Annotated in this window: 20 protein-coding genes and 1 tRNA gene; 9 read left to right on the forward strand and 12 right to left on the reverse strand. The window is 69.3% G+C overall.

Annotation, left to right across the window (positions count from 1 at the left end; all coding sequences use genetic code 11):
- Positions 1-5 precede the first annotated feature (5 nt).
- Positions 6-518, reverse strand: a complete 513-nt coding sequence (locus JHY01_RS03265) for a DoxX family protein (RefSeq protein ID WP_205324173.1) — start codon at positions 516-518, stop codon at positions 6-8.
- Positions 519-534: 16 nt separating this feature from the next.
- Entirely contained in the window at positions 535-759 is a 225-nt protein-coding gene (locus tag JHY01_RS03270) for a DUF397 domain-containing protein (RefSeq protein WP_205324367.1), read from the reverse strand.
- Between the two features lie 226 nt (positions 760-985).
- On the opposite strand from JHY01_RS03270, the gene JHY01_RS03275 reads away from it, so the two are divergent.
- Together JHY01_RS03275 and JHY01_RS03280 are read left to right on the forward strand one after the other, a co-directional pair.
- Complete coding sequence (locus JHY01_RS03275; protein WP_205324174.1) at positions 986-2,050, forward strand: patatin-like phospholipase family protein; 1,065 nt, start codon at positions 986-988, stop codon at positions 2,048-2,050.
- The gene (locus JHY01_RS03280; protein WP_205324175.1) at positions 2,031-4,385 is read left to right on the forward strand and encodes a hypothetical protein; all 2,355 of its coding nucleotides are present in this window, start codon (positions 2,031-2,033) and stop codon (positions 4,383-4,385) included. Before JHY01_RS03275 ends, JHY01_RS03280 begins: the two co-directional genes overlap by 20 nt.
- On the opposite strand, the gene JHY01_RS03285 is transcribed toward JHY01_RS03280, so the two are convergent.
- Complete coding sequence (locus JHY01_RS03285) at positions 4,382-4,753, reverse strand: DUF5319 family protein (RefSeq protein ID WP_205324176.1); 372 nt, start codon at positions 4,751-4,753, stop codon at positions 4,382-4,384. The two genes, JHY01_RS03280 and JHY01_RS03285, sit on opposite strands and share 4 nt — an antisense overlap.
- A 160-nt stretch (positions 4,754-4,913) precedes the next feature.
- Between JHY01_RS03285 and JHY01_RS03290 the strand changes: the two genes are divergently transcribed.
- The 4 genes from JHY01_RS03290 (at position 4,914) to JHY01_RS03305 (ending at position 8,474) form a co-directional block, all read left to right on the forward strand.
- The gene (locus JHY01_RS03290) at positions 4,914-5,117 is read left to right on the forward strand and encodes a hypothetical protein (protein ID WP_205324177.1); all 204 of its coding nucleotides are present in this window, start codon (positions 4,914-4,916) and stop codon (positions 5,115-5,117) included.
- A 230-nt stretch (positions 5,118-5,347) separates the two neighbouring features.
- A complete protein-coding gene (gene guaB / locus JHY01_RS03295; protein WP_205324368.1) occupies positions 5,348-6,838 on the forward strand; it encodes an IMP dehydrogenase in 1,491 nt (496 codons plus the stop codon).
- Between the two features lie 25 nt (positions 6,839-6,863).
- Positions 6,864-7,985, forward strand: coding sequence for a GuaB3 family IMP dehydrogenase-related protein (locus JHY01_RS03300; RefSeq protein ID WP_205324178.1), 1,122 nt, complete (start codon positions 6,864-6,866; stop codon positions 7,983-7,985).
- A gap of 84 nt (positions 7,986-8,069) precedes the next feature.
- Positions 8,070-8,474 (forward strand): VOC family protein, encoded by a 405-nt coding sequence (locus tag JHY01_RS03305; RefSeq protein WP_205324179.1) that lies wholly within the window; start codon positions 8,070-8,072, stop codon positions 8,472-8,474.
- A gap of 191 nt (positions 8,475-8,665) precedes the next feature.
- On the opposite strand, the gene JHY01_RS03310 is transcribed toward JHY01_RS03305, so the two are convergent.
- Positions 8,666-9,184, reverse strand: coding sequence for a hypothetical protein (locus JHY01_RS03310; RefSeq protein ID WP_205324180.1), 519 nt, complete (start codon positions 9,182-9,184; stop codon positions 8,666-8,668).
- The gene (locus JHY01_RS03315) at positions 9,181-10,104 is read right to left on the reverse strand and encodes a hypothetical protein (protein ID WP_205324181.1); all 924 of its coding nucleotides are present in this window, start codon (positions 10,102-10,104) and stop codon (positions 9,181-9,183) included. The genes JHY01_RS03310 and JHY01_RS03315 overlap by 4 nt, the downstream gene beginning before the upstream one ends.
- A 336-nt stretch (positions 10,105-10,440) precedes the next feature.
- Here JHY01_RS03315 and JHY01_RS03320 point away from each other — a divergent pair, with 336 nt between their 5' ends.
- Both JHY01_RS03320 and JHY01_RS03325 read left to right on the forward strand, forming a co-directional pair.
- Complete coding sequence (locus tag JHY01_RS03320) at positions 10,441-13,806, forward strand: adenylate/guanylate cyclase domain-containing protein (protein WP_205324182.1); 3,366 nt, start codon at positions 10,441-10,443, stop codon at positions 13,804-13,806.
- Between the two features lie 450 nt (positions 13,807-14,256).
- Positions 14,257-16,134 (forward strand): serine/threonine-protein kinase, encoded by a 1,878-nt coding sequence (locus JHY01_RS03325; RefSeq protein WP_205324183.1) that lies wholly within the window; start codon positions 14,257-14,259, stop codon positions 16,132-16,134.
- Positions 16,135-16,212: 78 nt separating this feature from the next.
- Here JHY01_RS03325 and JHY01_RS03330 read toward each other — a convergent pair whose 3' ends face one another.
- On the reverse strand, positions 16,213-17,208 hold the full coding sequence (locus JHY01_RS03330; RefSeq protein WP_205324184.1) for a ribonucleotide-diphosphate reductase subunit beta: 996 nt from the start codon (positions 17,206-17,208) through the stop codon (positions 16,213-16,215).
- Positions 17,209-17,287: 79 nt separating this feature from the next.
- The gene (locus tag JHY01_RS03335) at positions 17,288-19,678 is read right to left on the reverse strand and encodes a ribonucleoside-diphosphate reductase subunit alpha (RefSeq protein WP_205324185.1); all 2,391 of its coding nucleotides are present in this window, start codon (positions 19,676-19,678) and stop codon (positions 17,288-17,290) included.
- Positions 19,679-20,047: 369 nt separating this feature from the next.
- Here JHY01_RS03335 and JHY01_RS03340 point away from each other — a divergent pair.
- Positions 20,048-20,120: transfer RNA gene (locus JHY01_RS03340), tRNA-Arg, on the forward strand.
- Positions 20,121-20,242: 122 nt separating this feature from the next.
- On the opposite strand, the gene JHY01_RS03345 is transcribed toward JHY01_RS03340, so the two are convergent.
- The 5 genes from JHY01_RS03345 to JHY01_RS03365 all read right to left on the reverse strand — a co-directional run bounded on the left by JHY01_RS03345 (position 20,243) and on the right by JHY01_RS03365 (position 25,908).
- Positions 20,243-22,402 carry a heavy metal translocating P-type ATPase gene (locus JHY01_RS03345; protein WP_307814201.1) on the reverse strand — a complete coding sequence of 720 codons (2,160 nt, stop codon included), beginning with the start codon at positions 22,400-22,402 and terminating at the stop codon, positions 20,243-20,245.
- 305 nt (positions 22,403-22,707) lie between these two features.
- Positions 22,708-23,295 (reverse strand): DUF305 domain-containing protein, encoded by a 588-nt coding sequence (locus JHY01_RS03350; protein ID WP_240192336.1) that lies wholly within the window; start codon positions 23,293-23,295, stop codon positions 22,708-22,710.
- 74 nt (positions 23,296-23,369) lie between these two features.
- Positions 23,370-23,762 carry a hypothetical protein gene (locus JHY01_RS03355; RefSeq protein WP_205324186.1) on the reverse strand — a complete coding sequence of 131 codons (393 nt, stop codon included), beginning with the start codon at positions 23,760-23,762 and terminating at the stop codon, positions 23,370-23,372.
- A 102-nt stretch (positions 23,763-23,864) separates the two neighbouring features.
- Positions 23,865-24,464, reverse strand: coding sequence for a TetR/AcrR family transcriptional regulator (locus tag JHY01_RS03360; RefSeq protein WP_205324187.1), 600 nt, complete (start codon positions 24,462-24,464; stop codon positions 23,865-23,867).
- Between the two features lie 13 nt (positions 24,465-24,477).
- Positions 24,478-25,908: an MFS transporter gene (locus JHY01_RS03365; protein WP_307814203.1), complete on the reverse strand. Its 1,431-nt coding sequence runs from the start codon at positions 25,906-25,908 to the stop codon at positions 24,478-24,480.
- Between the last annotated feature and the right edge of the window lie 16 nt (positions 25,909-25,924).

The following is a 25,924-nucleotide window of genomic DNA, read 5'->3' on the forward strand; positions in this document are numbered from 1 at the left end:
TTGCTTCAGGCCGACTGGGTCTCTTCGATTGGTGGGGTCTTCACCGGCGAGGCCGGGGGGAGGCGGGGACGTATGGGTTCGGTTGCGACGGCTACCGCGACACCGATCCAAAGGATCTCGATGAGCGTTCGGATCAGCAGAGGTTGGGGTGCGGCGCCGTTGAGCTCGATGCCGTTGAGGCTCGCGTAGATGTTCGCGGGGAACATCGCGAGCATGAGCAGCGTCAGGCAGATCGCGGCAGCGCGACGAAACGGGCGAACCCAGAGTCCAACGGCCCCAAGCAACTCCAGCACACCGGTCACAGCGACGAGCGCTTCCGGCCAAGGCAGCGCCGGGGGCACCATCGCGATCAAGCCTTCCTTGAATCCGGGGACGAAGTGGACGATCCCGGTCGTAAAGAACAGTGCGGTCAGCCCGCCTCGCATTGCGGGACGCCAGGCGTTGAACCGAGCGAACTTGATCCGCCCGAGCAGTCGCAGCACGAGCGTGGTTGCGACGAGTGAAATCAGGGGTGCCATGACTGAATCTCCAGATCTAGACGTTGTCAAGTTGAAGCCTAGGCGAGAATCTTGTCAATGGAAAGATAGGGGCGAGTGATACGGCCCTCAATGGGGTTGTGAAGTCCTGGGCCGGGAGGTCGAAGATCGGGGAGTCGCTGCCGAGCTTGGAGTCGAGGAGCTCGAAGCCTGCCGGGGCGGGGCGGGCCTCGACACAGTCGCCGTTGCCGGTGTCTGCGCTTCGGATGCTCCTGTGCCAGATTCGCTGCTGACCGGCCCTTGATTCATTCGCGTCTCAGCAACTCGGGGGCGATGCGCTCGGCGCTTGCCTTGGAGCTGAGGGCTACGTCGTTCCATCCGGCAACTTGAACACGGTGCAACGCCTCGGGCTAAGCAGATGCGTTTCGGGGACTGCGCATTGTGGCCAAACGGGCTATCCTGAGGACAATCCGATTCCGCCGCTCCACCGCACACCGAGCGAGGCCGAATTGTCCGATGCATATGCCCACGATGCCGACCGGTACTGGAACGACGATCATCCCGTCCTCGAACTGATCCGATCCCGTGGGGCCGCAGGCTCTGTGCCCGGTTCGCGGGCCGACGGGTTCAAGCTGGGCCTGGCCGTCGAGGGCGGCGGGATGCGCGGGGTCACCTCCGCCGCGATGCTCGTCGCCCTCGACGACCTGGGCCTGCGCGGGGTCTTCGACGCCGTCTACAGCACCTCATCGGGTTCGATCAACGCCGCCTATTTCATGGCGGGCGGCGACTGCTGGTATCCGCTGACGATCTACTTCGACGACCTGTGCACGCGCGAATTCGTGGATATGCGGAACATGTTCACCAAGCGCCCCATGCTCAACCTCGAATACGCCTTCGAGAAAGTCCTGGAGGCGACCAAGCCGCTCGACTTCGAGAGGATCCTGAAGAGCCCGGCCGAGTTCCACGTCGCGATCAGCCTGGTGGACAACCTGACCGCGATCGGCCCGCACGAGTTCGAGTCCAGAGAGGACTTGAAGTCGGCGCTGAAGGCGAGCTGCTGGATGCCCGTCGCCGTCCCAGGCACCGGCGTGTTCCGAGGCCAGCGCGCCCTCGACGGCGGCGTGCTCACCGCCCACCCCTCCCTTCTGGCCTTGGAAGACGGCTGCACCCATGTGCTCTCCCTCAGCACCAAGCCGATCAAAGCCCCGCCCACGCGGCTCTCCCCGGGCCGCCGCTACTCGGTCGCCTATCTCGATCGAATCCGGAAGGGACTCGGCCAGGCTTACGTCGCCTCCCAATTCCAGTACCGCACGCAGCGAAAGCAGTTGCAGCGCTGGATGACCGAGCCCGACCCCGGCCCGAAGGTGCTCGATCTCGCGCCGCTGCCGTGGATGAAGGAGGTCGGGAACCAGACCAGGGACCGCGACGCGCTCATGACCGCCGCCCGCCACGCGCACGCGGTCATGGCCGCCGCGATCCAGGGCATCTCGGTCGAGGAGATCCGGGACGGGTCCTTCCGGTCCGTGCCCCGCATCGTCACCGTGAGGACCGCCAATGGCGAACGCGTCGATTGACCAGCTCTCCGTCGCTTGCGCGCACCTTCACGGCCGCACCGGAAAGCGTGCGGCCACGCCGGATCTCGACGAGTGGGACGTCGAGGACTGGCGCGCCGCGTTGCTCGACATTCCGCTCGACGAGCGCGCCTACGCCGACCGGTTGGGAATCGACAGGTCCACCGAGATAGGCCGGCTCTGGGCTTGGTGGACGGATCCAGGTCCGAACCTGCGGGTCAATTCCGCGACCGCCGGCTTTCTGGGATGCTTCCTGCTGACCCTCATCTCGATGCACCGTTCAGACCGGATGCGGTATCACGGTGAGACCTACGAGAAGGGCGAGATCGCCGGTGAGTCGCCGGACGCGCTGTGCCGCCAGTTGGTCGCCGATCCGGCGGTGCAGGACGCGATCACGCTGCTCTACTCGCCACCCGCATGGGACCGTGAGGCGGCGGCGGTCTGGGCCACGATCGACTTCTCGACCATGGCCTTCCACCGCCAGGGCACCACCTCGTTCATCCTCACCGTGGAATCGATGACCCGTGCCGTCGGCCGAGCGGAACGGTACGCTCTCAAATGCCTTATCTACCCCCACCTGCGCATCCCTGCGATCGTCAAGGCCACCAGGAGTTACCGGCGCGAGTTCGGCGGAGTCCGCCCTGAGAAGTCGCCACTGGTCACGGTGTGGGCCAGCCACGACAGCTGGGTGCTGATGGACTTCGTCGAGGGGACGACCCTCGCGGATTACCTTCGCGCGATCGCGAGGAGCCGTACACCCCCGAAGGCGGAGATCCTGCGGCCCGTCGACATCGAGCGGCTACGGGCCCTCGGCACCCTCCTGCTCGAGGCGATGATCGTGCTCGCGGAGAAGGTCGGACACCACAACGACCTCACGCCGTCGAACATCATCGTCCAGGAGGAGAACGGCACCCCTGTCCGGCTCAAACTCATCGACCTCGGGGTGAATTTCCTCCACACCAGGACGCTCGCCGGTGCCGAATCCCGCGAGTCCGTCTTCATCGCGCCGGAGGTGAAGGCCTCCGGTGCCGGCGGGCCACTCTCGGACCTCTACTCGGTCGGCATGGTGCTCATAGCGATCGGCGGGATTCCGCACGGTGCGCCGGGCACCGTCCCCGACCAGTTCTACGTCGCCTCGGTCGGTCTCGCGCGCCTCCTCGAGGACCTGGTCGACGCCGAGCCGACGCAGCGCCTCGCCGTCTCGGGGGTCGATGCGGGCGACGGCCGCTTCGCCGAGATCCGCGACCTCTTCCTGTGCGAGATCGAAGTGCTGGAGGCTGCCGACAAGGACCGGCCGAAGACGCGCGTCGAGCGGTTGAAGGGCGCCCTGCCCGGTGCGGGCGCGGTCAAGCGGCAGCGCGAGATCTGGAAGGTCCGTCGCAAGCAGGTCGAGTCGACCGACCAGCGGGCGCGCCCGGTGCAGGCCCACCACCTGCGGCAGGCGAGGGGTCTCAAGCGCTGGGCCGTCGTCTGCGCGCTGCTGTCGTGGATGACGCTGGCGCTGGTGCTCACCTGGTGGTCGCGGGACCTCGACTTCTTCTGGCAGGCAAAGTGGGTGGAATACGCCAACGGCCTCCTCAACCGCTCCGGAGACCAGGGCATCCCGCTCCTCGACGACATCCGCGCCGCCGACTACGTGATCCCTGCGGCGTGGGACAACCTGCCGGTGCGGATCGTGGCCCTCGCCTACGCGATTCCGGGCTTGCGGCTGTACATGAACATCTTCGCGGACATGACACCGCATTCGTCGATCCGCAGGCGCGGCTGGAAGGGCGTGCGCACGGCGGCGGCCTCGTTCATGATGCGGGCCTCGGCGGTCTACCCGACCGTGTACATCCTGCTGCCGACGCTCGTGCAGCGGAAGTGGTGGTTCCTGTTCGCCCCGTTGGGGATCATCACGGTGGCGACGATGATCTCGGCGTGCCTGTGGTTCGCGAAGGACGCGAACGCGCGGGCGCGCGCCTGGGACGGCGGCAAGGGCCTCTCAACCGTCCCCAGAGGAGAGATCATGACGCTGCAGCGCTTGGAGTCCTGGCAGCCCGCCGCCTGGCTCTACGCCGTTCCGGTGGTCATCCTCGGGATCTTCCTCTACAACGACCGGCTGCAGGACGAGCTCATGTACGCCATCGCGATCGGCTTGATCAACATCGGCATCTGGACGATCAAGAACACCGGCTCCGACGCTCCGTACGTGCGGGCCGGGCTCACGCGGGCGATCCTCGCGGCCGAGCGGCTCGATGTGCTGGAGGCGAACTTGAAGACGAAGGCGGCCGAGGCGGCCCCGAAGCCCCGCGAGCGCGAACCGGAGAAGGAGGCGGTCGGCGAGGCTGCCGCCTAGTCGGTTTCCTCGCCGTTCGCCTTGAGCCAGCAGTCCGAGAAGCCCCGGGCGTAGTCCCAGGTCACATAATGGGTCGGATCAGGGTCGTAGGCGGGCTCGTGAACCTGCGCGCAGTTGGCCTCCAGGAGGCCGCGCAGGTTCGACATGAGCAGGCCCCAAGTGAAGTAGTGGGGTTCGTCGCAGTCGTCGCAGTCGACCACGACGCCGCGGTAGCCCTCCGGATGGAGGACCTTCTCGAACAGCTCCAGTTCGTGGAGGTCCTCGAGGAGGTCCGCGCGGTCGTCGTCGTCCAGTTCTGGCTCGAACGGGGCGAGCGCCTCCGCGTGGTCGGGATCGTCGGCGAACGGGTCGCGTGGCTCCTCATACACATTCACCAGCCTAACCCTTGGCGACGACCTTGCCGGGTGAGCGCGGTGCGCGGGTGGTGACTCCCGGATGCGTGCCAGCCTCGGCTCCGCGTGCCGACACTGCGCGGTCCGCTCGTTAGCATGGGCCGCAAGTCAACCCGCTAACACTGAGGAGACGGCCATGGACGGCTTCGGCGAGAACGTAGAAGAGATCTTCGACGATGTGGTGGACGGTGTCGCGGACGCCGTGACCGACATCGACGCCACCGAGGTCTGGGAAGACGTCAGCGACGCCGCAGGCGACGCCTGGGACGCCGTGTCGGAGTCGGACGCGTTCGAGACCGTCTCTGAGGCCGTCTCTGAAGGCGTCGAAGACATTTTCTAGGACATACCGGTTGAAGCCGTAACGGGCCTGTCGGCACTGCCGCCGGGCCCGTCCGGTCATCCCTCCAATTCGCGGTGTTTCCGCTGCGAATCACACCTCAAGGGGACGTGTGCGCTTCGGAGCGACGCAGGTTACGGCACTACGATTGGTGCATGGCGTTCTCAGGGGATTTCGGAATTCAGGGGCACGAGGGTGCCGCCGGTGAGCGGGTCGGAGGCACCACGGTGCCGATGGGCGCGGCCAGTGCCATTCCACTCGGCCTGACCTTCGACGACGTACTGCTCCTGCCCGGCGAATCCGACGTGATCCCGTCCGAGGTCGACACCTCTTCGCAGCTCACCCGCAACATCCGCATCTCCGTGCCGCTGCTGACGGCCGCGATGGACACCGTCACCGAGGCCCGCATGGCGATCGCCATGGCCCGCCTCGGCGGCCTCGGCATCCTGCACCGCAACATGTCCGCCGAAGAGCAGGCGCAGCAGGTCGACCTCGTCAAGCGCTCCGAGTCGGGCATGGTCGCCGACCCGGTCACGTGCTCGCCGCACGACACGCTCGAGCAGGTCGACAAGCTCTGCGGCAAGTACCGCATCTCCGGTCTCCCCGTCACCGACGAAGACGGCAAGCTCATCGGCATCGTCACCAACCGCGACATGCGGTTCGAAAACGACATGTCCGTCACCGTGGCCTCCGTCATGACCTCCCGCAACCTGGTCACCGCCCCCGAGGGCGTCTCCAGCGAAGAGGCCCTGGCGCTGCTCAAGGCCAACAAGATCGAGAAGCTCCCGATCGTCGACGCCGAAGGCCACCTCCGCGGCCTCATCACCGTCAAGGACTTCTCCAAACGCGAAGAGTTCCCGAACGCCTCCAAGGACGACATCGGGCGCCTGCGCGTCGGCGGCGCGATCGGCGTCGGCGACGAGCAGTACGCGCGCGCCGGACAGCTCGTCGAGGCCGGGATCGACCTCCTCTCCGTCGACTCCGCGCACGGCCACTCGCGCGGCGTGCTCGACATGATCTCCCGCGTCTCCAAGGACTTCGGCGACAAGGTCGACATCATCGGCGGCAACATCGTCACCGCCGCCGCCGCGAACGCCATGATCGACGCGGGCGCCGACAGCATCAAGGTCGGCGTCGGCCCCGGCGCCATCTGCACCACCCGCGTCGTCTCCGGCGTCGGCGCCCCGCAGATCTCCGCGATCATGGACACCGTCCGAGTCGCCCGCGAACGCGGCGTCCCGGTCATCGCCGACGGCGGCATCCAGTACTCCGGCGACATCGCCAAGGCCATCGTCGCCGGCGCCTCCACCGTCATGATGGGCCAGCTCTTCGCCGGTTGCGCCGAGAGCCCCGGCGACCTGATCTACATGAACGGCAAGCAGTTCAAGTCCTACCGCGGCATGGGGTCGCTCGGCGCCATGCAGTCCCGCGGCGAGGCCAAGTCCTACTCCAAGGACCGGTACTTCCAGGGCGGCGTCGAGTCCAACGACAAGCTCGTCCCCGAGGGCGTCGAGGGCCAAGTGCCCTATCGCGGCACCCTCGCACAGGTGGTCTACCAGCTCGTGGGCGGACTGCGCAGTGCCATGGGCTACACCGGGGCCGGTACCATCGAAGCGATGCATGAGCGCGGCCGTCTGGTCCGGATCACCGCTGCGGGCCTCAAGGAGAGCCACCCGCACGACATCCAGATGACCGTGGAAGCACCCAACTACCACACACGGTAGTTCGGGCCCTGTAGGAGGAGAGACTGTGCGGGAATTGGTCGAGATCGGCCCCGGCAAGATCGTGGCGCGCGGCTGGCGGCTGTCCGAAGTGGCGCTCGTGCCGACCCGGCGGACCCGGGACATCGACGACGTCTCCACCGAATGGCAGCTCGACGCCTACCGGTTCGAGATCCCGGCCATGGCGCACCCGTCCGACGCGACGATGAGCCCGGCCTCGGTGATCGAGATGGGCCGCCTCGGCGGCCTCGGCGTCCTCAACGGCGAAGGGCTCTGGTGCCGCTACGTCGACCCGAGCTCGCTGCTGAAGGAACTCGCGGACACGCCCGCCGAGAACGCCATCGAGCGGCTCCAGGAGATCTACGCCGAGCCGGTGAAGCCCGAGCTCATCGCGGAGCGGATCGCCGAACTGCGCGCGGGCGGCATCACCACCGCCATCCGCTTCAGCCCGCAGCACACCGCCGAACTCGCGCCGCTCGCGGTCGAGGCCGGGGTCGACCTGCTGGTCATCCAGGGCACCATCGTCTCGGCGGAGCACGTCTCCTCCAACGGCGACGTCCTGAACCTGAAGCAGTTCATCGCCGACCTGGACGTGCCCGTAGTCGTGGGCGGGGCCACCAACTACAAGACCGCGATGCACCTGATGCGCACCGGCGCCGCCGGTGTCATCGTCGGCGTCGGCTCCGACGACTGGTCCACCACGGACACGGTCCTCGGCATCGACGTCCCGATGGCCTCCGCCGTCGTCGAAGCCGCGGCCGCTCGCCGCGACTACCTCGACGAGACCGGCGGGCGCTACGTGCACCTCATCGCCGACGGCGAGATGACCAACTCCGGCGCCATCGCCAAGGCCATCGCCTGCGGCGCCGACTCGGTCATGCTCGGCTCGATCCTGGCCGACGCCGCCGAGTCCCCGGCCGCCGGCGCCTGGTGGCACTCCGCCGCCTCGCACCCGAAGCTCCCGCGCGGCCGCTTCCGCCCGGGCGACTCCGGCGACATCGAGGTCCCCGACCTCGAGGCGATCCTCTACGGCCCCAGCAATTCCTCCGACGGCAGCCAGAACCTCTTCGGGGGCCTGCGCCGCGCCATGGCCAAGACCGGCTACACCACGGTCAAGGAATTCCAGAAGGCCAGCCTGGTCACCACCTGACAGCGAACCAAGGGCCCGGAGCGTGAAAGCGTTCCGGGCCTTTTCGTCTTTCGCGTCCGGCCCGTCCTGTGGGAGTATCGGCCGATGCTGAAACTCACCGATTTCATCATCGACTGCCCCGATACCATGAAGCTCGCGGCTTTCTACGCCGAGGTCACCGGTCAGCCGGTGAAAGACGGCAGCACCGACTCCTGGGCCGGGATCAAGTTCGGCGAGATCGAACTGGCCTTCCAGCGCGTCGACGACTTCCGCCCCCCGAGCTGGCCCGACGACGAGCACCCCAAGCAGTACCACCTCGATTTCGAAGTCGACGAAGTCGAACCCGAGCAGCAGCGCGTCATCGCCCTCGGAGCGACGCTCCAGAAGAGCTTCATCAACGACGACGGCTACGGCTGGCAGATCTACACCGACCCGGTCGGCCACCCGTTCTGCCTCTGCCGCAACAAAGGCGTGACCTGGAAAGACGGCAGCCCCGTCTGGCCGTCATGAGCGCGCTGCCTGAGTGGGTCGGTTCGTTCGCTTCGGGCCGAGGCGATCTCGCCGAGCGGCACGAGGAGATCCTTCGCGATGAGCGCGACGAACTGGGAACCTCAGGGCCTCAGGAGGAAGCGGGTTCGGCAGGTGCGTGAAGGCGAAGGTCCTGGCGGCGGCATCGGAGGAGGAGGATAGCTGCGGCTCATCTATGGGCTTTCGTTGTCGGAGACCGATGTCGGACGGGGCTCTGTGAGGGCATCCACGAAGGCGCGCCAGTCCTGCTTGTCGAGGTACCAGCGCGGGATCGCGATGCGGCGCCGACTGCCGTCAGTTCTGATCTGGTAAATCCTTGCGTCGTAGACGGAGTACTCGATGCGGTCGAATCCGCGTCGGGGGTGGATACTCCGCTGGCGCCAGTTTCCCGGCCCGGCGGTGAGCCTTCGGGAAACCGGGTCGAAGACCAGGTATCGATGGGAGCTGAGCAGCAAGACGGTGCCCGGCACGCCAGGGATGAACGCTGTCAACGACGCGACGAGGAGAAGCCACTCGGCAAGGACGTCGTCGGGGCTCTCCGGGTCGACCAGGATGAACAGGAAGCACAACGGCAGGCCGACCGCCGTGACCCATAGGCAGCGGCGCCGGTTGGAGCGGACTGCGATCGGCTTATGGAGATTCGGCGGTGGTGCCGGATCGGCGGAGCCTCGGGCACCCGGATCCGGATTCATCGGACCCGCTCCTGGATCAAGTCGGTGAAGTGCTTCCAGGTCTTGGGGTCAAATTGCCAAGAACCCGTCACCAGCCGCCGCTTGCCGTCGGCGCGCACTTCATGGATGGCGTCGAGGCGGGCCGAGTATTCGAGGTGGTCGTATCCGCGGCGCGGGAACACGCGTCCGCCGGACATGCGTCCTTTGACGACGAGAGTGCCCTGCTGCGGATCGAAGACGGCCACCTGGTTGAAGAGCAGCATGACCAGGCCGAAGCTCGTCAACATCGATGGCAGGACCACGAACAGGCTGTAGGACTCCTGCACTAGGCGCAGCAGTGGCAGGCCCACACATCCCGCGAGGTTCAGGGTGAAACCGGTAAGGAAAGCCCAGAGAAACGGTTTCCGGTTGGAGCCGATGCGGATCGCCGCGGAGGAGGGCGGGAGCCAGTCAGGGCCGGTTCTCCTGATGTGGATCCAGTCCGGAGCGGAGCGTTCACAGCCAGAAAGCAGGCCGTCAAGTTCGGTCCAATCATCGCTGTGTGCCCACCAGCGGGGAAGCGGCAGGCGGCGTGTGCCGTCCGCGCTAGCCTCGACGATCCAACCCTCCTGCATCGAGTACGTGACTCCTGTGCGGCCGCGCCTCGGGTAGGAGCGGCACCACCACCAGCCGCCAGGGCCGCGCAGGACCCGGCCGGCCGAATCAAGGGTCAGGTACGGCTGGTGGAACGGCGCGGACACGCAGAGGATCGACATGCACAACATCGAGGCGGAAGGAACCATCAGCAGGTTCGCCCAGTGAAACGGGGCTTGTTTCGACGCGACTGACAGGACGCACCACAGTAGGAAGCAGCCGACGGCGACGGCCAGCAGCCGCGCTCGGTGGTACCGGACGGTGTACGTCGTCCCGCTCGGTTCGGCGAAGGTAGGCACTTCGGGCATCGGTATCGGGCGTTGAGGTTCGAGGGGTGACGCCATATGGGGGCTTTCGTTCTTGGAGCCCGTGAGGGGTCGACTCGGTTGAGAGGATTTTATCGGCTGGGGGCGGGGCGGTGGGTCCTGCCGGATCGTCCGGTACGGGGCTCGCGGGGGTCGGCCTTTTGGCTGATCGGCCCTCCTGCTCTCGGGGAATTGTGCCTCTGCACACAGGTATCTGTCAGCTAGGCCACGTATCCTTGCCAGCGTGAAGCGCAAGAACCACCCCATTCCCACAAGGAGTGGGGAACAACACACCCTGCCCTCGGCGTTGGTGCTGCTGTGACCTGCCCATTCTGCTCCGTGCCCACCGTGCCCGGCGCGCGCTACTGCCACAACTGCGGAGCACCCCTCTCCCCTGAGGCCACCGCCCCGCAGACCGAGCGCCGCTACGTCACGGTGCTCTTCGCCGACCTCTCCGACTTCACCACCTGGTCCGAGAGCCTCGACCCCGAGCGGGTCTCGTCCGTCACCGACCGTTTGCTGGCGGAATGCGTCTCCGCCGTCAACGAGTTCGGCGGGCACGTGGACAAACTCATGGGCGACGGCCTCATGGCCGTCTTCGGCGCTCCGCTCTCCCATGAAGACGACGCCGAGCGCGCCGTCCGGGCCGCTCAGGCCATGCAGAAACGGGTGCGCCGTCTCCTCAAAGCCGAGTCCGGTGGTGGTCTTCCCATCGGACTTCGCATCGGGCTGCGCTCCGGTCTCGTCGTCGCGGGCATGCAGGCGAACCTCGAGTACACGGTCATCGGCGACACCGTGAACACCGCCTCGCGCATCTGCGCGATCGCCTCCGTCGGCACCATCTGGGCCGGCGAGGAGACCATGCGCTCCACCAAGCACGCCGCCGCCTGGCGTCGCCTCACTCCCGTGCGCCTCAAGGGCAAGCGCGAGCCGGTCGAGGTGTTCCAGCTCCTGGGCCTCGAAGACGAGCCCGGGACCCGTGCCAGCCTAGGCGACACCGCCCCCTTCATCGGCCGGGACGCCGAGATCGGCCGTGTCAACGGTCGGCTCGAAGCCGTCATCGACCGCGGCGAACCGCTCGTCCTCATCCACACCGCCGAGGCGGGGATGGGGAAGACCCGCTTCGCTCGCGAAGTGCGGACCGTCGCCACCGAACGCGGAGCGCGCGTCCTGACCGTCCGCGTCGCGCCCTACGGCGAAGGCCGCCGTTTCGGGCCGCTGGCCGATCTCGTTCGCAAGGCCGCCGGTCTTCGATTCGACGACGACCGCGCCACCGCCGAAGCGAAGCTCCGGCGGATCGCGGACGGCCACGCCGACCACGGCGAATGCCGCCTCAACATCACGCTCCTCCTCGGGCTGCTCGGGCACGGCCGCCCCGGCGCCGCCGACCGCGTCGGCGGATTCACCGGGCAGCAGTCCGACGCCTACACGATCCCTGAAGCCGTCGCGGAGCTCATCACGCACATGGCCACCCAGGGGCCGCTGGTCCTGAACATCGACGACCTGCACACCGCCTCGGCGGCCGGTATCGATGCGCTCGGCGTCGCGCTCTCCAAGATCCACGGGCCCGTGCTCGTGCTGCTGTACGGGCGCCCTGAGCTGACCCGCTCCTCCGGCGTCCTCACCCGGATCTCCGAGGCCGAAGTGCACCCGCTCCCGCCGCTCGCCGGCGCCGATGCGGCCCGTCTGCTCCGCGAGTTCCTCGGCGGCGGGCGCATGCCCAAACCCGACGAGGACCGCCTCCTCGGCTTCGCCCAAGGCAACCCCTACTACCTCGCCGAGCTGGTCACCCTACTCACCGAGCAGCGGCTGCTCGCCGGCGACGGCGAGCACTGGCGCCTCGCCGCCGGTTCGCTCACCGGCCGCGTGCTCTCCCGCGACCTCGCGCAGGTCCTCGGCGCGCGCATCGACGCCCTCACCCCCGCGGCCCGCGCGCTCCTGCGCGCCGCCTCGATCTTCGGCGACGCCGTGCCACCCGAAGCCGCGCAGCTCCTCGAGAAAGAAGTCCCCGGCGAGTTCGACGCCGCCCTCCAGGAACTCCTCGACCGCCGCATGCTGCGCCGACGCTCCTACGGCGGCTACCGCTTCGTCACCCCGCTGCTGCGCCAGGCCGCCTACGCGCCCATCGGCAAAGCCGACGCCGCGCACGCGCACGCCGAGATCGCCCGCTGGGCCGCCGACACCGAACTCGAAGGCCAGAGCGCCGACGACCTCGTGGTCTTCCACGCCGAGCAGGCCGTCACCCTCGCCAAGGAAGTCGAGATCGAAGCGCTCGACGAGGTCTGGAACGTCCTCCCGCTCGCGGTCGAAGCCGTCCGCAAGCAGGCCGCCCGCGCCATGGACGCCTCCGAGCCCGAACGAGCGGTCGCGCTCCTCAACGGCGTGGAACGCCTCGCGCCCCTGTCCTTCGACGACCGCCTCCTGCGCGGCCGGGCCCTCACCCGCCTGGGCCGCACCGTGGAAGCCGAGTCCGAGATCGAGGGCCTCGCCATCGACATCGGCCTCATCGTCCCCAGCGACGACCATGAAGAGCACCCGTCCGGGCGCCTCTTCGGCGACGACTTCGCCGAGGACGAGGCCGAGCTCGTCGCCCAACTCCTGCTCCTGCGCGGACGCCTCCACCGGTACAAGGGCGAACTCCAGGACGCCCGCACCGCTTGGACTGCGGCCCTTGCACTCTCGAGGCGCGAAGGACTCGCCGGCCCCCGCTGCGACGCGCAATGCCGCATCGGCCTGCTCGACTTCCTCGCCGGGCACCTGAACGAAGCGGAGACCCGCTTCCTCGACGCCTACGACACCGCGTTCGGCGTCGGCGACGACAGGCGCCTCGCCTGGGCCCTCCAACACCGCGCGTGGGTCCTCGTGGCCCGCGGCGACTTCGACGGCGCCGACGACGTGCTCCGCGAGGCCGCGAAAGCCTTTGCGCGCCAAATGGACCTGGTCGGCCGGGCCTGGGTGCGCGGAGTCTCCGCGTTCGCGCTGCTCATGGCCGGGCGCTTCACCGAGGCGAAGCGGCTGTCCGATGTGTTCATGCCGATCGGCGAACGGTCGGGCGACGTCTTCGCCGTCGGGCTCCTGCGCGCGATCGGCGCCGCCGCCCAAGTGGCCCTAGGCCACCCGGAAGGGGCCGACGCGGCCGCCCGTGCGTCCTTCCGCGACTTCGAGCGCATCGACGACGACTGGGGCCGCGGTTTCGCGAAGTACGTGCGCGCCCTCGCCGCCCGCTCGATCGGCGCGCTCGACCACGCCCTCGACCTCGCCCAAGGCGCGGAGGAGTACGGCACCAAGACCGGCCATCCGCTCCTGATCTCCTTGGCGCACAACCTGAGAGGCCAATGCGCCCTCGAGCTCGGCGACACGGCCGCCGCCGAGGCCGCCGCGGAAGAGGCGCTGGCGCTCGTCACCGACGACGTGCTCGAGCCGGGCCGCGCGGCCAACACCGCGCTCCTGGCCGACGTGCACGCCGCCAAGGGCGACCGCGCCGAGGCCCTCCGAATGCTCGAACCCATCGCGGCGCACCACGACGAGCCCGCGCTGGGCCGTCCGCGCCGGGAGATCGTGGCCCGCTACGCCCGTCTCCTGGACGAGGACGGCCAGGTCGAAGCGGCCCGCCGGTGGGCGCGGACGACCCTGAAGTCCTTCGGGGAAGACCCGGCGTCGACCGCCTGGGCCGAGGGCTATCTCGAAGCCGCCAAGGTCTCCTGAGGGAACGCACACCATGTACGCCGAGCCTGCTCAGGAAGCTGCGATGCTTGCCGCAGTGTGGGAGACGCAGCGGGTGGACGGGCGGCCCTTGCGGGCCGAGGCCTTGCGGCACGGGGCCCGTTCCAGACGGACCGCCCGTCCTCCCGCGCGCCGCACGGGGGATGCATTCACTATGGGCTACCGGCAGTTCGCCCAGTGGAAGCGACATATCAACCGTTCGGCCAGTTATCGCTGGCTCTTCGTCCAGGGGTATACAGAATCGTGGGCGTGTTGCCGTAACGTTATGCGTCAAAGGTCCCATGACTCGGTTCCCCCAGGCCCGAGTGCCGCGACCTGAGGTCCGGAACAACCCCCGCGCCGATCGGCTCGATCGGCGCACCGACCTGCACCAGGCAAGACGCAGCACGGTTCACACCCGTGCGCGTCGCCGAGAACGGAGGCTGTATCACAGTGGACACCATCTCGTCCTACGGTGCTCCAACCGATCCCCACCTCGCCCCATCCACCCCTCTCACCCCTCCGGGCCCCCGATCCGGGGCCGACCCCGAATCCCTCTTCCAGGGCATCGAGCGCCTCACCGGCTTCCGCGAGATCGACCGCGGCGCCTACTCCATCGTCTACAGCGCCACCCGCTACGACGACGGCTCCGAAGTCGCCGTCAAGGTCGAGGCCAGGCCGCTCACCGACGACGCCGCCCGCGAGCGCTTCCGCCGCGAGGTCCAGACCGCCGGGCGCCTCTCCGACCACCCGTGCGTGGTCAAGATGCTCTCCGCGGGCCTCACCCACCAGGCGAACCCGTACGTCGTCATGGAGCGCTGCCGCGGCACCGTGGCCGACCTCCTCGACCGGCACACGACGATCCCGCCGCACCGGACCATCGAGATCGGCATCCGCATCGCGGACGCCCTCGCCGCCGCCCACGAGGCCGGCATCGTCCACCGCGACGTCAAGCCCGCGAACCTCCTCGTCGACCACCACGGCCACGCCGTGCTCGGCGACTTCGGCCTCTCGAGCCTCATCGCCGCGCCCCGCCCCGGCGAGCCCGTCTCGACCATGGCCACACCCGCGTACGCGCCCCTGGAGGTCTTCCAGATGCGCGAGGTCGGCCCCAGTGCCGACGTCTACTCGCTCGCGGCGACGCTCTACACGATGCTCTCCGGCACGCCCCCGAGGTTCCCCGTCGACGGGGTGCTCGACATCAACGACGTGGCGGCCCTGTTCGATCAGCCGATCCCGGCGATCCCCGGTATATCGCCGCTCCTGCTCGAGATGCTCCGCACGGCGCTCATCAACAACCCCGGCGGCCGCCCGACCGCGGTCGAGTTCCGCGAGTTCCTCGCGAGCATCCCCGAGGCCTCCACCGGGCTCCTCCCGCGCATCACCGACGACCCTCCGCCGAGTTCCCCCGCGCCCCAAGGCGTCGGCGTCTTCGGTGCGTACTCCTCGCCGCCGCAGGACCTCAGCCCCGCCTCGCCCCCCGGCTACGCCCAGCTCGACCCGAGCGCGTTCCCCGACGCTCCCTCGACGCTCCGGCTCGCCCCGAGCAAGCGCCGCCGCGAACCGCAAGCAGCGCAAGCGTTCACGGCCGGGACCGAAGCGCCGTTCACGTCGCCGGTCGTCGCCGACCCGAACGCGCGGATCCCGAGCCCGCCCGTCAGTCCGCCCATGAGCCCCGCGGCCCCCGACCGCGACGTCGCCGCCGAGACCACCGCCTGGAAGTCCTTCGCCTCCGGCGGCAACCGCGACGACCAGGACTCGCGCCTTCCGGTTCCCGTGCCCCGCAACGAGTCCGGCCTGACCCGCCGCGAGCGCCGCCTCAAAGAAGGCGACACCGGATCCAGCGTCGGCCGCCTCATCGGCATGGGCGTGGGCGCCCTCGTCGTCCTCGGGCTCCTCATCGTCGGCGGCATCTGGCTCTTCGGCGGCGAAGAGGCCCCCGGCCTCGAGGAGCAGTCCAACGCCGGCGACTACGTCGCCGAATGCACGCTCACGACCGAAGGGGTCGGCTGCGTCTCGAAGCCCGCCTGCTTCGACGCCGAGTTCGCCTCCGCCAGCTGCGACACCGCCCACCAGTGGGAGGCCTACGCGACCGGTCAGCTCCCCGAAGGCGTCACCGACGCAGACGGGGCCCGCGCCGACGCGACGGTCGCAGCGGCCTGCGTCGACGGCCAGCTCGAAGGCGGACCGCTCTCGCAACTCATCGGCGGCGACTCGTTCAACTGGACCACCGACGTCTACGTCCCCGGCGACGGCACCTTCCAGTGCGTCGCCCAACTGCAGGACGGCTCCCAGGCGACCGGAGCCACCTTCGCCCGCCAAGAGGCCTAGCAAAAGCAGGGAAAAAGGGCCCGACGCCATCGGCGTCGGGCCCTTCACCGCGCATGGGAGAACTTGCGCGGCTTCAGATCAGAACTCCTCGTCGAGGTCGACCTTGCCTTCCACGGCCACTTGGTAGGCGGTCGGGCGACGTTCGAAGAAGTTCGTCAGCTCTTGCACGTCCTGGAGCGCCATGAACGGGAACGGGTTCTCCGAGCCCCACTTCTTGGGCATGCCGAGGCGCACGAGGCGCTGGTCGGCGGCGTACTCCAGGTACGACTTCATGTCCTTGACGGTCATGCCGGGCATGCCCTCGCCGATGAGGTCCTCGGCGAACTGGAGCTCGGCCTCGACGGCCTCCTCCATCATCGCGACGACCTCCTGGTGCATCTGCTCGTCGAACAGCTCGGGCTCTTCCCGCCGCACCTGGTCGACCACGCTGAACGCGAAGTTCATGTGGCAGGACTCGTCGCGGAACACCCAGTTGGTGCCGGTGGCGAGTCCGTCGAGCAGGCCCCGACTGCGCAGCCAGTACACGTACGCGAAGGCGCCGTAGAAGAACAGGCCCTCGATGCACGCGGCGAAGCAGATGAGGTTGAGCAGGAAGGTGCGGCGGTCAGAGGCGGTCTTCAGCTCGGTCATGTCGAAGGCCGAGTCGATCCACTTGAAGCAGAAGTCGGCCTTGCGCTTGATCGACGGGATGTTGTTGACCGCGTCGAACGCCTTCGCGCGCTCCTCCGGGTCGGGCAGGTAGGTGTCGAGCAGCGTCAGATAGAACTGGACGTGCACGGCCTCCTCGAACAGCTGCCGCGACAGGTACAGCCGGCCCTCGGGGGAGTTGATGTGCTGGTACAGGTTGAGCACCAGGTTGTTCGCGACGATCGTGTCGCCGGTGGCGAAGAACGCCACGAGGCGGTGGATGAGGTGCTGCTCCTGGGGCGTGAACTCGGCCAGATCGGTCAGGTCGGACGCGAGGTCGACCTCCTCGACGGTCCAGGTGTTCTTGATGGCGGCCCGGTACTGGTCGTAGAAGTCCGGGTACTTCATCGGTCGCAGGGTCAGGTTCATGCCCGGGTCGAGCAGCATTCTCGGGTCCTCTCTCGTTGCGGTGGGCGGGGTGGCACGGGACGGGCGGGGCCTCGGAAGGCCCCGCCCCTCCGGGGTCTTACTGGCAGGCCTCGCAGCTCTCCGGGTTCTCCAGCGAGCACGCGATGTCGGCCGGGATGACCTCGAGCTCGGTCGGGACGGCCGCGAGCTCGGTCGGCTTCTCGGCCGCGCCGGCGGCGCTCACGGTCGTCTGGTTGATCCGCGTGGCCGGGCGGCTGCGCAGGTAGTACGTGGTCTTGAGGCCCGACTTCCAGGCGTACCGGTACATCGACGAGAGCTTGCCGATGGTCGGCGAGGCCTGGAACAGGTTGAGCGACTGGGCCTGGTCGATGAACGGCGTGCGGGCCGCGGCCAGGTCGATGAGCGCGCGCTGCGGCAGCTCCCAAGCGGTGCGGTACCGCTCCTGGAGGTCCGAGGGGATCGCGTCGATGCCCTGCACGGAGCCCTCGGCGAGCACGATCGCCTGGCGCACCTGCTCGTTCCAGATCCCGCGCTCCTTGAGCTCGGTGATCAGGTGGCGGTTCACCTGCAGGAACTCGCCCGAGAGGGTCTCGCGCTTGAAGACGTTCGAGACGACCGGCTCGATGCACTCGGCGCAGCCCGCGATCGAGGCGATCGTCGCGGTCGGTGCGATCGCGATCATCAGCGAGTTGCGCAGGCCGTGCTCGCCGATCTGCGCCCGCACCGCGTCCCAGCGCTCGCCCAGGGTGATCCGGGCGTCCGCGAAGTGATCGGTGTGCAGCACGCCTTCGGCCGCGCGGGTCTCGTCGAAGTTCGGGTGCGCCCCGAGCTCGGCGGCGAGCTTCGCGGAGGTCTCGTAGGCCACGATCGCGATGCGCTCGGCGATCGCCGTGGAGAGCGCCAGCGCCTCCTCGGAGTCGAAGTTCAGCTTCAGCTTGAAGAACACGTCGGCGAGGCCCATGCAGCCCAAGCCGATCGGGCGCCACTTGCGGTTGGCCTTCTCGGCCTCGGCGGTCGGGTAGAACCCGAGGTCGATGGTGCGGTCGAGGAACTTGACCGCGGTGCGCACGGTCTCCTCGAGGCGTTCGAAGTCGAAGCCGGCCGGCGAGGTGTGCTCGGCCAGGTTGACCGAGCCGAGGTTGCACACGGCCGTCTCGGAGTCGTTCGTGACCTCGAGGATCTCGGTGCACAGGTTCGAGAGGTGGATGACGTTCTCTTTGCGTGCCGTCTGGTTCGAGGTGCGGTTCGCGGTGTCGGAGAAGGTCATCCAGCCGTTGCCGGTCTGCGCGAGGGTGCGCATCATGCGCCCGTAGAGCTCGCGGGCCGGGACGGTCTTGCGCGCCTTGCCCGCGGCTTCGGCGGCCCGGTAGGCCTGGTCGAAGTCGTCGCCCCACAGGTCGACCAGCTCGGGGGTCTCCTTCGGGTCGAACAGGGACCACGGGGCGTCGTTCTCGACGCGGCGCATGAACTCGTCGGGGATCCAGTTGGCGAGGTTCAGGTTGTGGGTGCGGCGCTCGTTGTCGCCGGTGTTGTCGCGCAGCTCGAGGAACTCCTCGATGTCGGCGTGCCAGGAGGCGAGGTACACGCACGCGGCGCCCTTGCGGCGGCCGCCCTGGTTCACGGCGGCGACGGACGAGTCGAGGGTGCGCAGCCACGGCACGATGCCGTTGGAGTGCCCGTTCGTGCCCCGGATCAGCGACCCGCGCGAGCGGACCCGCGACCAGGCGATGCCGATGCCGCCGGCGTACTTCGAGAGGCGCGCGACCTGGCTGTAGCGCTCGTAGATCGAGTCGAGCTCGTCCTTCGGCGAGTCGAGCAGGAAGCACGAGGAGAGCTGCGCGCGGCGGGTGCCGGAGTTGAACAGGGTCGGCGACGACGGCAGGTACGAGAGCGTCGACAGCAGGCGGTAGAGTTCGGCGGCCTCCTCGACCGACTGGCTCAGCCCGCACGCGACGCGGAGCATGAAGTACTGGGGGCGCTCGAGCACGGTGCGGTGCTCGGGGTGGCGCAGCAGGTAGCGGTCGTACACGGTGCGCAGGCCGAAGTACTCGAAGCGGTCGTCCGCGGATTCGTCGATCACGGCGTCGAGCGCGGCCGCGTTGGCGTTCACGAACGCCACCAGGTCGTCCGCGAGCAGGCCGTTCGCGTTCGAGGCCGCGATGGAGGTCGTGAACGAGGTGACGCCCTCGCCCGCGGTCTCGTCGGCGATGTGCTCGGCGAGGAGCCGCGCCGCGAGCTTCGAGTAGGTGGGTTCGGAGGCGACGGTGGCCGAGGTGATCTCGATGGCCCGCTCGCGCAGGGCCTGCTCGGTCGCGCCGGGCCAGAGGCCGGCCTCGATCTGGGCGATGACCTTCTCGGCGTCCACATCGGGCAGACCTGCGGCGTGCACGCGGAGGCGCTCGGCGATGAGGGCGGCGGGACCCGGTTCGGGCTCCCGCTGCTGCGGTGCGGTGGTGGTGGCGGATGGCGTGGTGGCGAGCCCGGTCATCTCTGCATCCCCTCGGTGCTGTGCGTCTGCAAGACGCGGCGATCTGCTGCGGCGGCGCGGCGGCGCCGCCCTCCCCGCGCAGTGGGAACGGGAGCTGACAGCACCGACCTGACAGAGCAGAATCATACATGTAGTGGTCGGCGCGTGGGGTCGCCCCAAGATGTTGCGGTCTTCCGGAGTTTCGTACACCGAACCTGCAGCGTGTCAGCTAGGCTCGGGGGTTTCCGCGGGTCAGCCTAGACCCGCCGGACGACATTCTTCCCGCGAAACCGCCGTACTCGCCCGGGTGTGATCCTCACCGGCCAAACCGGCTGCGATGCCGAGTCCGGCAACTGGTACCATCGTCCCGGTCCGACACGTCGGACGACCGCCTCCGTAGCTCAGTGGATAGAGCACTGGTTTCCGGGACCAGGTGTCGCAGGTTCGAATCCTGCCGGGGGCACAAGCTGCAAGCCAGGTCAGAGGCCGAATTCCTTCCAGAATCGGAAGATCGGACGGTCGGCCCGGGCGGCAATGGTGGCCAAAAAGGGGGCCCATGCGGATTCGCATGGGCCCCTTCGGCTGTCAGCGGGTCGGGGTCAGCTTGACGCGGCGCAGGAGCTGGGCGTTGAGGGCGACCACGATCGTGGAGGCCGACATGAGCACCGCGCCGATCGCGGGGCTGAGCGTGAACCCGGCCCAGGCCAGGACACCGGCGGCGAGCGGGATCGCCACGACGTTGTAGCCCGCGGCCCACGCGAGGTTCTCGATCATCTTCCGGTAGCTCGCCTTCGACAGCCGGATCACCCCGGTCACCCCGCGCGGGTCCGAGGACGCCAGCACCACTCCGGCGGACTCGATCGCCACATCGGTGCCCGCGCCGATGGCGATGCCGACGTCGGCCCGCGCCAGTGCGGGCGCGTCGTTGACGCCGTCGCCGACCATCGCCACCCTCAGGCCCTGCGCCTGGAGCGCCGCCACGGCCTTGTCCTTGTCGGCGGGCAGGACCTCCGCGAAGACCTCGTCGCGGCCCTCGACGAACCCGAGGTCGGCGGCGACCGCTTCGGCCACGGCCTTCGCGTCGCCGGTGATCATCGCGATCTTCTGGACGCCGGCGGCGCGCAGGTCGGCGATGGCCTGCCGGGCCTCAGACCGGACCTCGTCCTCGAGGGCGATGGCCCCCAGGATCTTCGGCGCCTCGCCGAGTGCGATCAGATAGAGGACGGTGGCCCCGCGGCCCGACCAGGTCTGGACCTCGTCGAGCAGGTCGTCGGGGATCTCGGCGTCGAGTTCGGCGAGCAGCGCCGGTCCGCCGACCGCGAGCCTTCTTCCGTCCACAGTGGCTTCCACGCCGCGGCCGGTGCGCGACTTGAAGTCGCTCGCCACCGCGTTCGCGCCGCCGTGGGCGTGCCCGTGGTGGGCGACGATCGCGCGGGCGAGCGGGTGCTCGGAGTCGGACTCGACGGCGGCGGCCAGGTGCAGCACCTCGTCCCGGTCGGCGCCCGCGGTGCCGCTGACGCCGGCGACGGTGTGCTCGCCCTTGGTCAGCGTCCCGGTCTTGTCGAACAGGACGGCGTCGACGGTGCGCATCCGCTCGATCGCGAGCCGGTCCTTCACCAGGATCCCGGCCTTGGCCGACACCGCGGTGGAGATGGCGATGACCAGCGGGATGGCCAGCCCCAGCGCGTGCGGGCAGGCGATGACGAGCACGGTCACGGTCCTCACCACGGCCTCGGGGACCGTGCCGAAGGCCGACCAGAGCGCGAACGTGAGCACGGCCACCGCCATCGCGATATAGAAGAGCGCGGCGGCGAAGCGGTCGGCGAGGACCTGGGCTCGGCCCCGCGACTCCTGCGCCTGCGAGACCAGCCGCTGGATCCCGGCGAGGGCGGTGTCCTCGCCGATAGCGGTGACCTTCACCCGGATCGCCGAGTCGGTGGCGACGGTGCCCGCGACGACCTTCTCGCCCGGGCCGCGCGGCACCGGGCGGGATTCACCCGTGATCATGGACTCGTCGAGTTCGGCTTCGCCCTCGGCGATCTCGCCGTCGGCGGGGACGCGCGAGCCCGATCGGACCAGCACCAGGTCCCCGAGCGACAAGTCCGCGACCGAGACGGTTTCGATTGCGCCGTCGGACCCGACGCGCTCGGCCTCGTCCGGCAGCAGCGCCGCGAGCGCGGCCAGTGCGCCCTGGGCCTGGCCGATGGCCTTCATCTCCTGCCAGTGGCCGAGCAGCATGATCGTGACCAGTGCGGCCAGTTCCCACCAGAAATCGAGGTCGAAGGCGCCGAAGGCGGTGGCGAGGGACGCGCCGAAGGCGACGGTGATCGCGGTGGCGATCAACAGCATCATGCCGGGGGCGCGGTCGCGGACCTCGCGGTAGGCCCCTTCCAGGAACGGCCAGCCGCCGTAGAGGAACACGAACGTGCCGAGGACCGGCCCGACGAAACCGATTCCGGGAAAGTCCAGCGTGTACCCGAACCAGTCCATGATCATGTCGCTGGTGAGGATGATCGGCACGGTGAGGATCAGGCTGAGCCAGAACTTGCGCCGGAACGCCTCCGGGTCGTGCCCGGCGTGCTTGTCGTGGCCTTCATGACCGCCGTGCGCGGTGTGCGCGTCGTGGGTTTCGGTCTGTGGGGCCGCGACGGTGGCGTCGTGTGACGCGTGCTCGCCGTGTCCGGCCTCGTGGCCGTGGTGTTCGTGGTGCCTCTCGTCGTCGCCGTGCGCGTGGTGGCTGTTCACCGGAGGCTCCTTCCCTAGATCGGTATCCGTTCTGACAATATACCCCTAGGGGGTATGTCGCAAGCCTGTTCAACCGCTCCGCCCGCGTCGGTATTCCCCGCCGGTCGCGCCCGAAACGGCGACCCGTCGCGGAGGCCGGGGTTCGGACCGGCGACAGCCGGCCCGCACCCCCGCCCCGCCCCGCGACCCCCCCCCCCGGGTCTCCCGCAGGGGGGCGCGGCAGGGGGCGCCCCCCAACCGCCGCCCCGCCGGGGCGGCGGGGGTTGGGACGGGCGCCCGCCGCCCCCACCCCCGGCCCGGCACGGCTACAGCCGCGCCTGGATCTCCTTCAGGGTCGCGATCTCGGCGGTCTGGGTCTCGATGACCGCGTCGGCGATCGCGGCGGCGTCGGCGTTCCGGCCCCCGGCGTGGTGCTCCTCGGCCATGACGACCGCGCCCTCGTGGTGGACGATCATCAGCTCGACGAACAGCCGGTCGAAGTCGGCGCCCTGAGCGGCCTGGAGTTCGGCCATCTGGTCATCGGTGGCGATGCCGCCCATGGACATGCCGTCGTGGCCCTCCATCGCCGTCGGCTCGCCCCACTCCTCGAGCAGGCCGGTCATCTCGTCGATCTCGGGCTGCTGGGCCGCGGCGATCTGCGCGGCGAGTTCGACGACCTCGGGGTCGGCGGCCTGGCTCTGCGCGAGTTCCGCCATCTCGACGGCCTGCTCGTGGTGGGGGATCATCATCTGGAAGAACGTGACGTCGGCGTCGTTGAAGTCGGCCTCTGCGGAAGCGGACGCCGGCGCGTCCCCGCCCTCGTCGCCGCCGTCGGAGCAGGCGGCGAAGGTCAGCGCGGCGAAAGCGGCGATGCCGGCGGACAGCGCGCGGCGCACGGTGAAGGTCTTGCTCATGATCGTGGATCTCTCCTGTCGAAGGTGTTGTCGCATACGAAGGTCGAAGCGGTCCTGCGGACCAGCGGTTCGGCCTAAATGCGAAACACCGAGAGTTCCATGTGGGACAGCCGGCCTCCGGGAGGAAGCGAGGCCGGCATGTCCGGTGCGGCGCTCCAGGGGCGCGTTTCCCGGCGGCCGTCGGCGAGGAGCCTCGCGAAGCGTCGGATCGCCCACAGCGACACCGCGATCGCGAGTCCGCTGAGGATCGCCATGCACACCTGCATGGGGTTCATGCCCCCGCCGGGATGCTCGTGGCCGCCGCCGTCATGGCCGTCGGCGGCGTGCGGGGTCGTGGCGGCCGCGACGGTGAGCGCGTCGGTGTGGCAGACGCCGTCGGCGCAGGCGTGCCCGGTGGTGTGCATCAGGGCGACTCCGACGGCCACCACGATGAGCGTGGCCTTCCAGAACTCCCGCAACCAGGTCAAGCCGTGCGCCTTCCTGTCGTTCCGATACCCCGAAGGGGTAGGACGCGCTCATGGTAGTCGACCGGCCGAAGCCGTCTCACGGGACCTGAAGTCGGACGCTTCCTATGGCCGGTAAAGGGATCGCAGACTGGCGACGAGGATGTCGGGGGCCTCCTCGGTGGTGAGGCGGCCCGCGGAGATCTCGTCGGAGGCGGCGTGGACCAGGCTGTAGAGGGCCGTGACCATCCACGGGAGCGGGAGGTCGGCGCGGAAGGCGCCCTCGTCCCGGCCGCGTGTGATGAGGTCCTCGACGCGTTTCAGGATCGGATCGTGGCGGGCGCGCAGCCACTGCGGGGACACGTCGCCGACGATGTTGTCGCGCAGGTTCCGGTTGCGCTCCATGAGGTACCACTGCTCGCGCAGGACCCGTTCGAGCGCGTCCCCGGCCGGCCCTCCGGTGTCGACGTCCTGCCAGGCCGCTTCGGTCTCCTCGAACGCCCGGCCCATGAGGGCTTTGGCGAGTTCGGTCCGGGAAGGGAAGTGGCCGTAGAGGGTCACGCGTCCGACGCCGGCCGCTTCGGCGACCTCGGCGACGCTCACCCCGGGCCGCGAGCTGTAGAGCCTGAGCCCCGCGTCGAGGATCTTGTCGATGTTGCGCTGCGCGTCGGCACGGCGCTGCCCGCTGGGCCGCCGTGCCGACGCGGTGGTCTTGCCGTCGGCCATGCCTGAAGGGTAGCTAGTGCCCGTGGGGCCCACCGCTCATCTCGACCTTCCCTCCGGGGACCAGGACCAGCGCGACGAGCGCGGCGACGCCGGAGGCGACCGCGCAGACGAGGAACGCGTCGGTGAACCCCGAGAGCGTCGGGGCGCTCGCGCCGATGCTCGCGGCCGCGACGGTCGACATCACCGCGACGCCCACGGATCCGCCGAGTTCGTGGAAGGTGGTCACCATCCCCGAGGCCACACCGGCCTCGTGCGGGTCCACGCGCGACAGCGCCGTGGCGTTGGCGGTGATGAACAGTGTGCCGAGTGCGAACGCCCCCAACGCGAGTCCCGCCACGACCGTCGCGGAGCCGCTGTCGGCCTCCAGCATCGCGAGCCACGCCGACGCGGCCGCGGCGAGCACCATTCCGGCCACGGCGATCGGCCGCGGCCCGGTCTTCCCGATGAGGTGCGCGGCCAGCTGCGCGCCGATCGTGGTGGCGACCGCGACGGGCAGGAAGAGCAGGCCGGTGCGCAGCGCCGAGTATTCGGCGAAGTCCTGGAGGTACAGCGATCCGAGGAAGAAGAACGAGATCAGCAGCGCGGTCGCCATGAGCATGAGGAACGCGCCGGTGACGACGGTGCGCCGGGCCAGCAGCGCCACCCGCATGAGCGGTGCGGCCGTGCGCCGCTCGACGAGACCGAAGACCGCGTACAGCACTGCCGCCGCGGCCAGAGCGCCGAGTGTCGCGGCCGAGGTCCACCCGTCGTCGCCCGCCCGGACCAGGCCGAAGATGAGCGCGGCGGTGGCGGCGGTGACCAGCAGCGCGCCGGGCACGTCGAGGCGCTCACGCTGCGCGCCATGGACATCGGCCGGGAGGATCGTCGGCAGGAGCGCCAGGATCACCGCGCCGATGGGGACGTTGATGTAGAAGATCCACTGCCAGCCGGGCCCCGCGGTGAGCACCCCGCCGATGAGGACGCCGAGCGCCGCGCCGCCTCCGGCGATCGCCGACAGCAGCCCCAGCGCGCGGTGGCGTTCGGTGCCGTGGAACGCGGTGGTCACGGTGGAGAGGATCGCGGGCGCCATGAGCGCCGCGCCGAGGCCCTGCGCGAGCCGCCCGCCGAGCAGCACCGGGCCGGTCTGCGCGAGGCCGGCCGCGAGCGAGGCCGCGGTGAACAGCGCCAGGCCGGTCAGGAGCATGCGGCGGCGTCCGAAGAGGTCGGCGAGCCTGCCGCCGAACAGCATGAGGCCGCCGAAGACCAAGGTGTAGCCGGTGACGATCCAGGTCAGCGCCTCGCGGTCGAGGCGGAGCTCGGCGCCGATCGTCGGCAGCGCGATGTTGACGACGGTGATGTCGATGATGAGCATCGCCTGCGCGGTGCACAGCAGGGCGAGCATCAACCAGCGCCGCGGCAGCGGCGGCGCCTCGCTCGCGGTCTCGGGGTGGTGGATCGCGGACACGGTCACTCCTTAACTC

The organism is Glycomyces sp. YM15 (assembly GCF_016918015.1).
In the GTDB taxonomy this organism is placed as follows: Bacteria; Actinomycetota; Actinomycetes; order Mycobacteriales; family Micromonosporaceae; genus Glycomyces.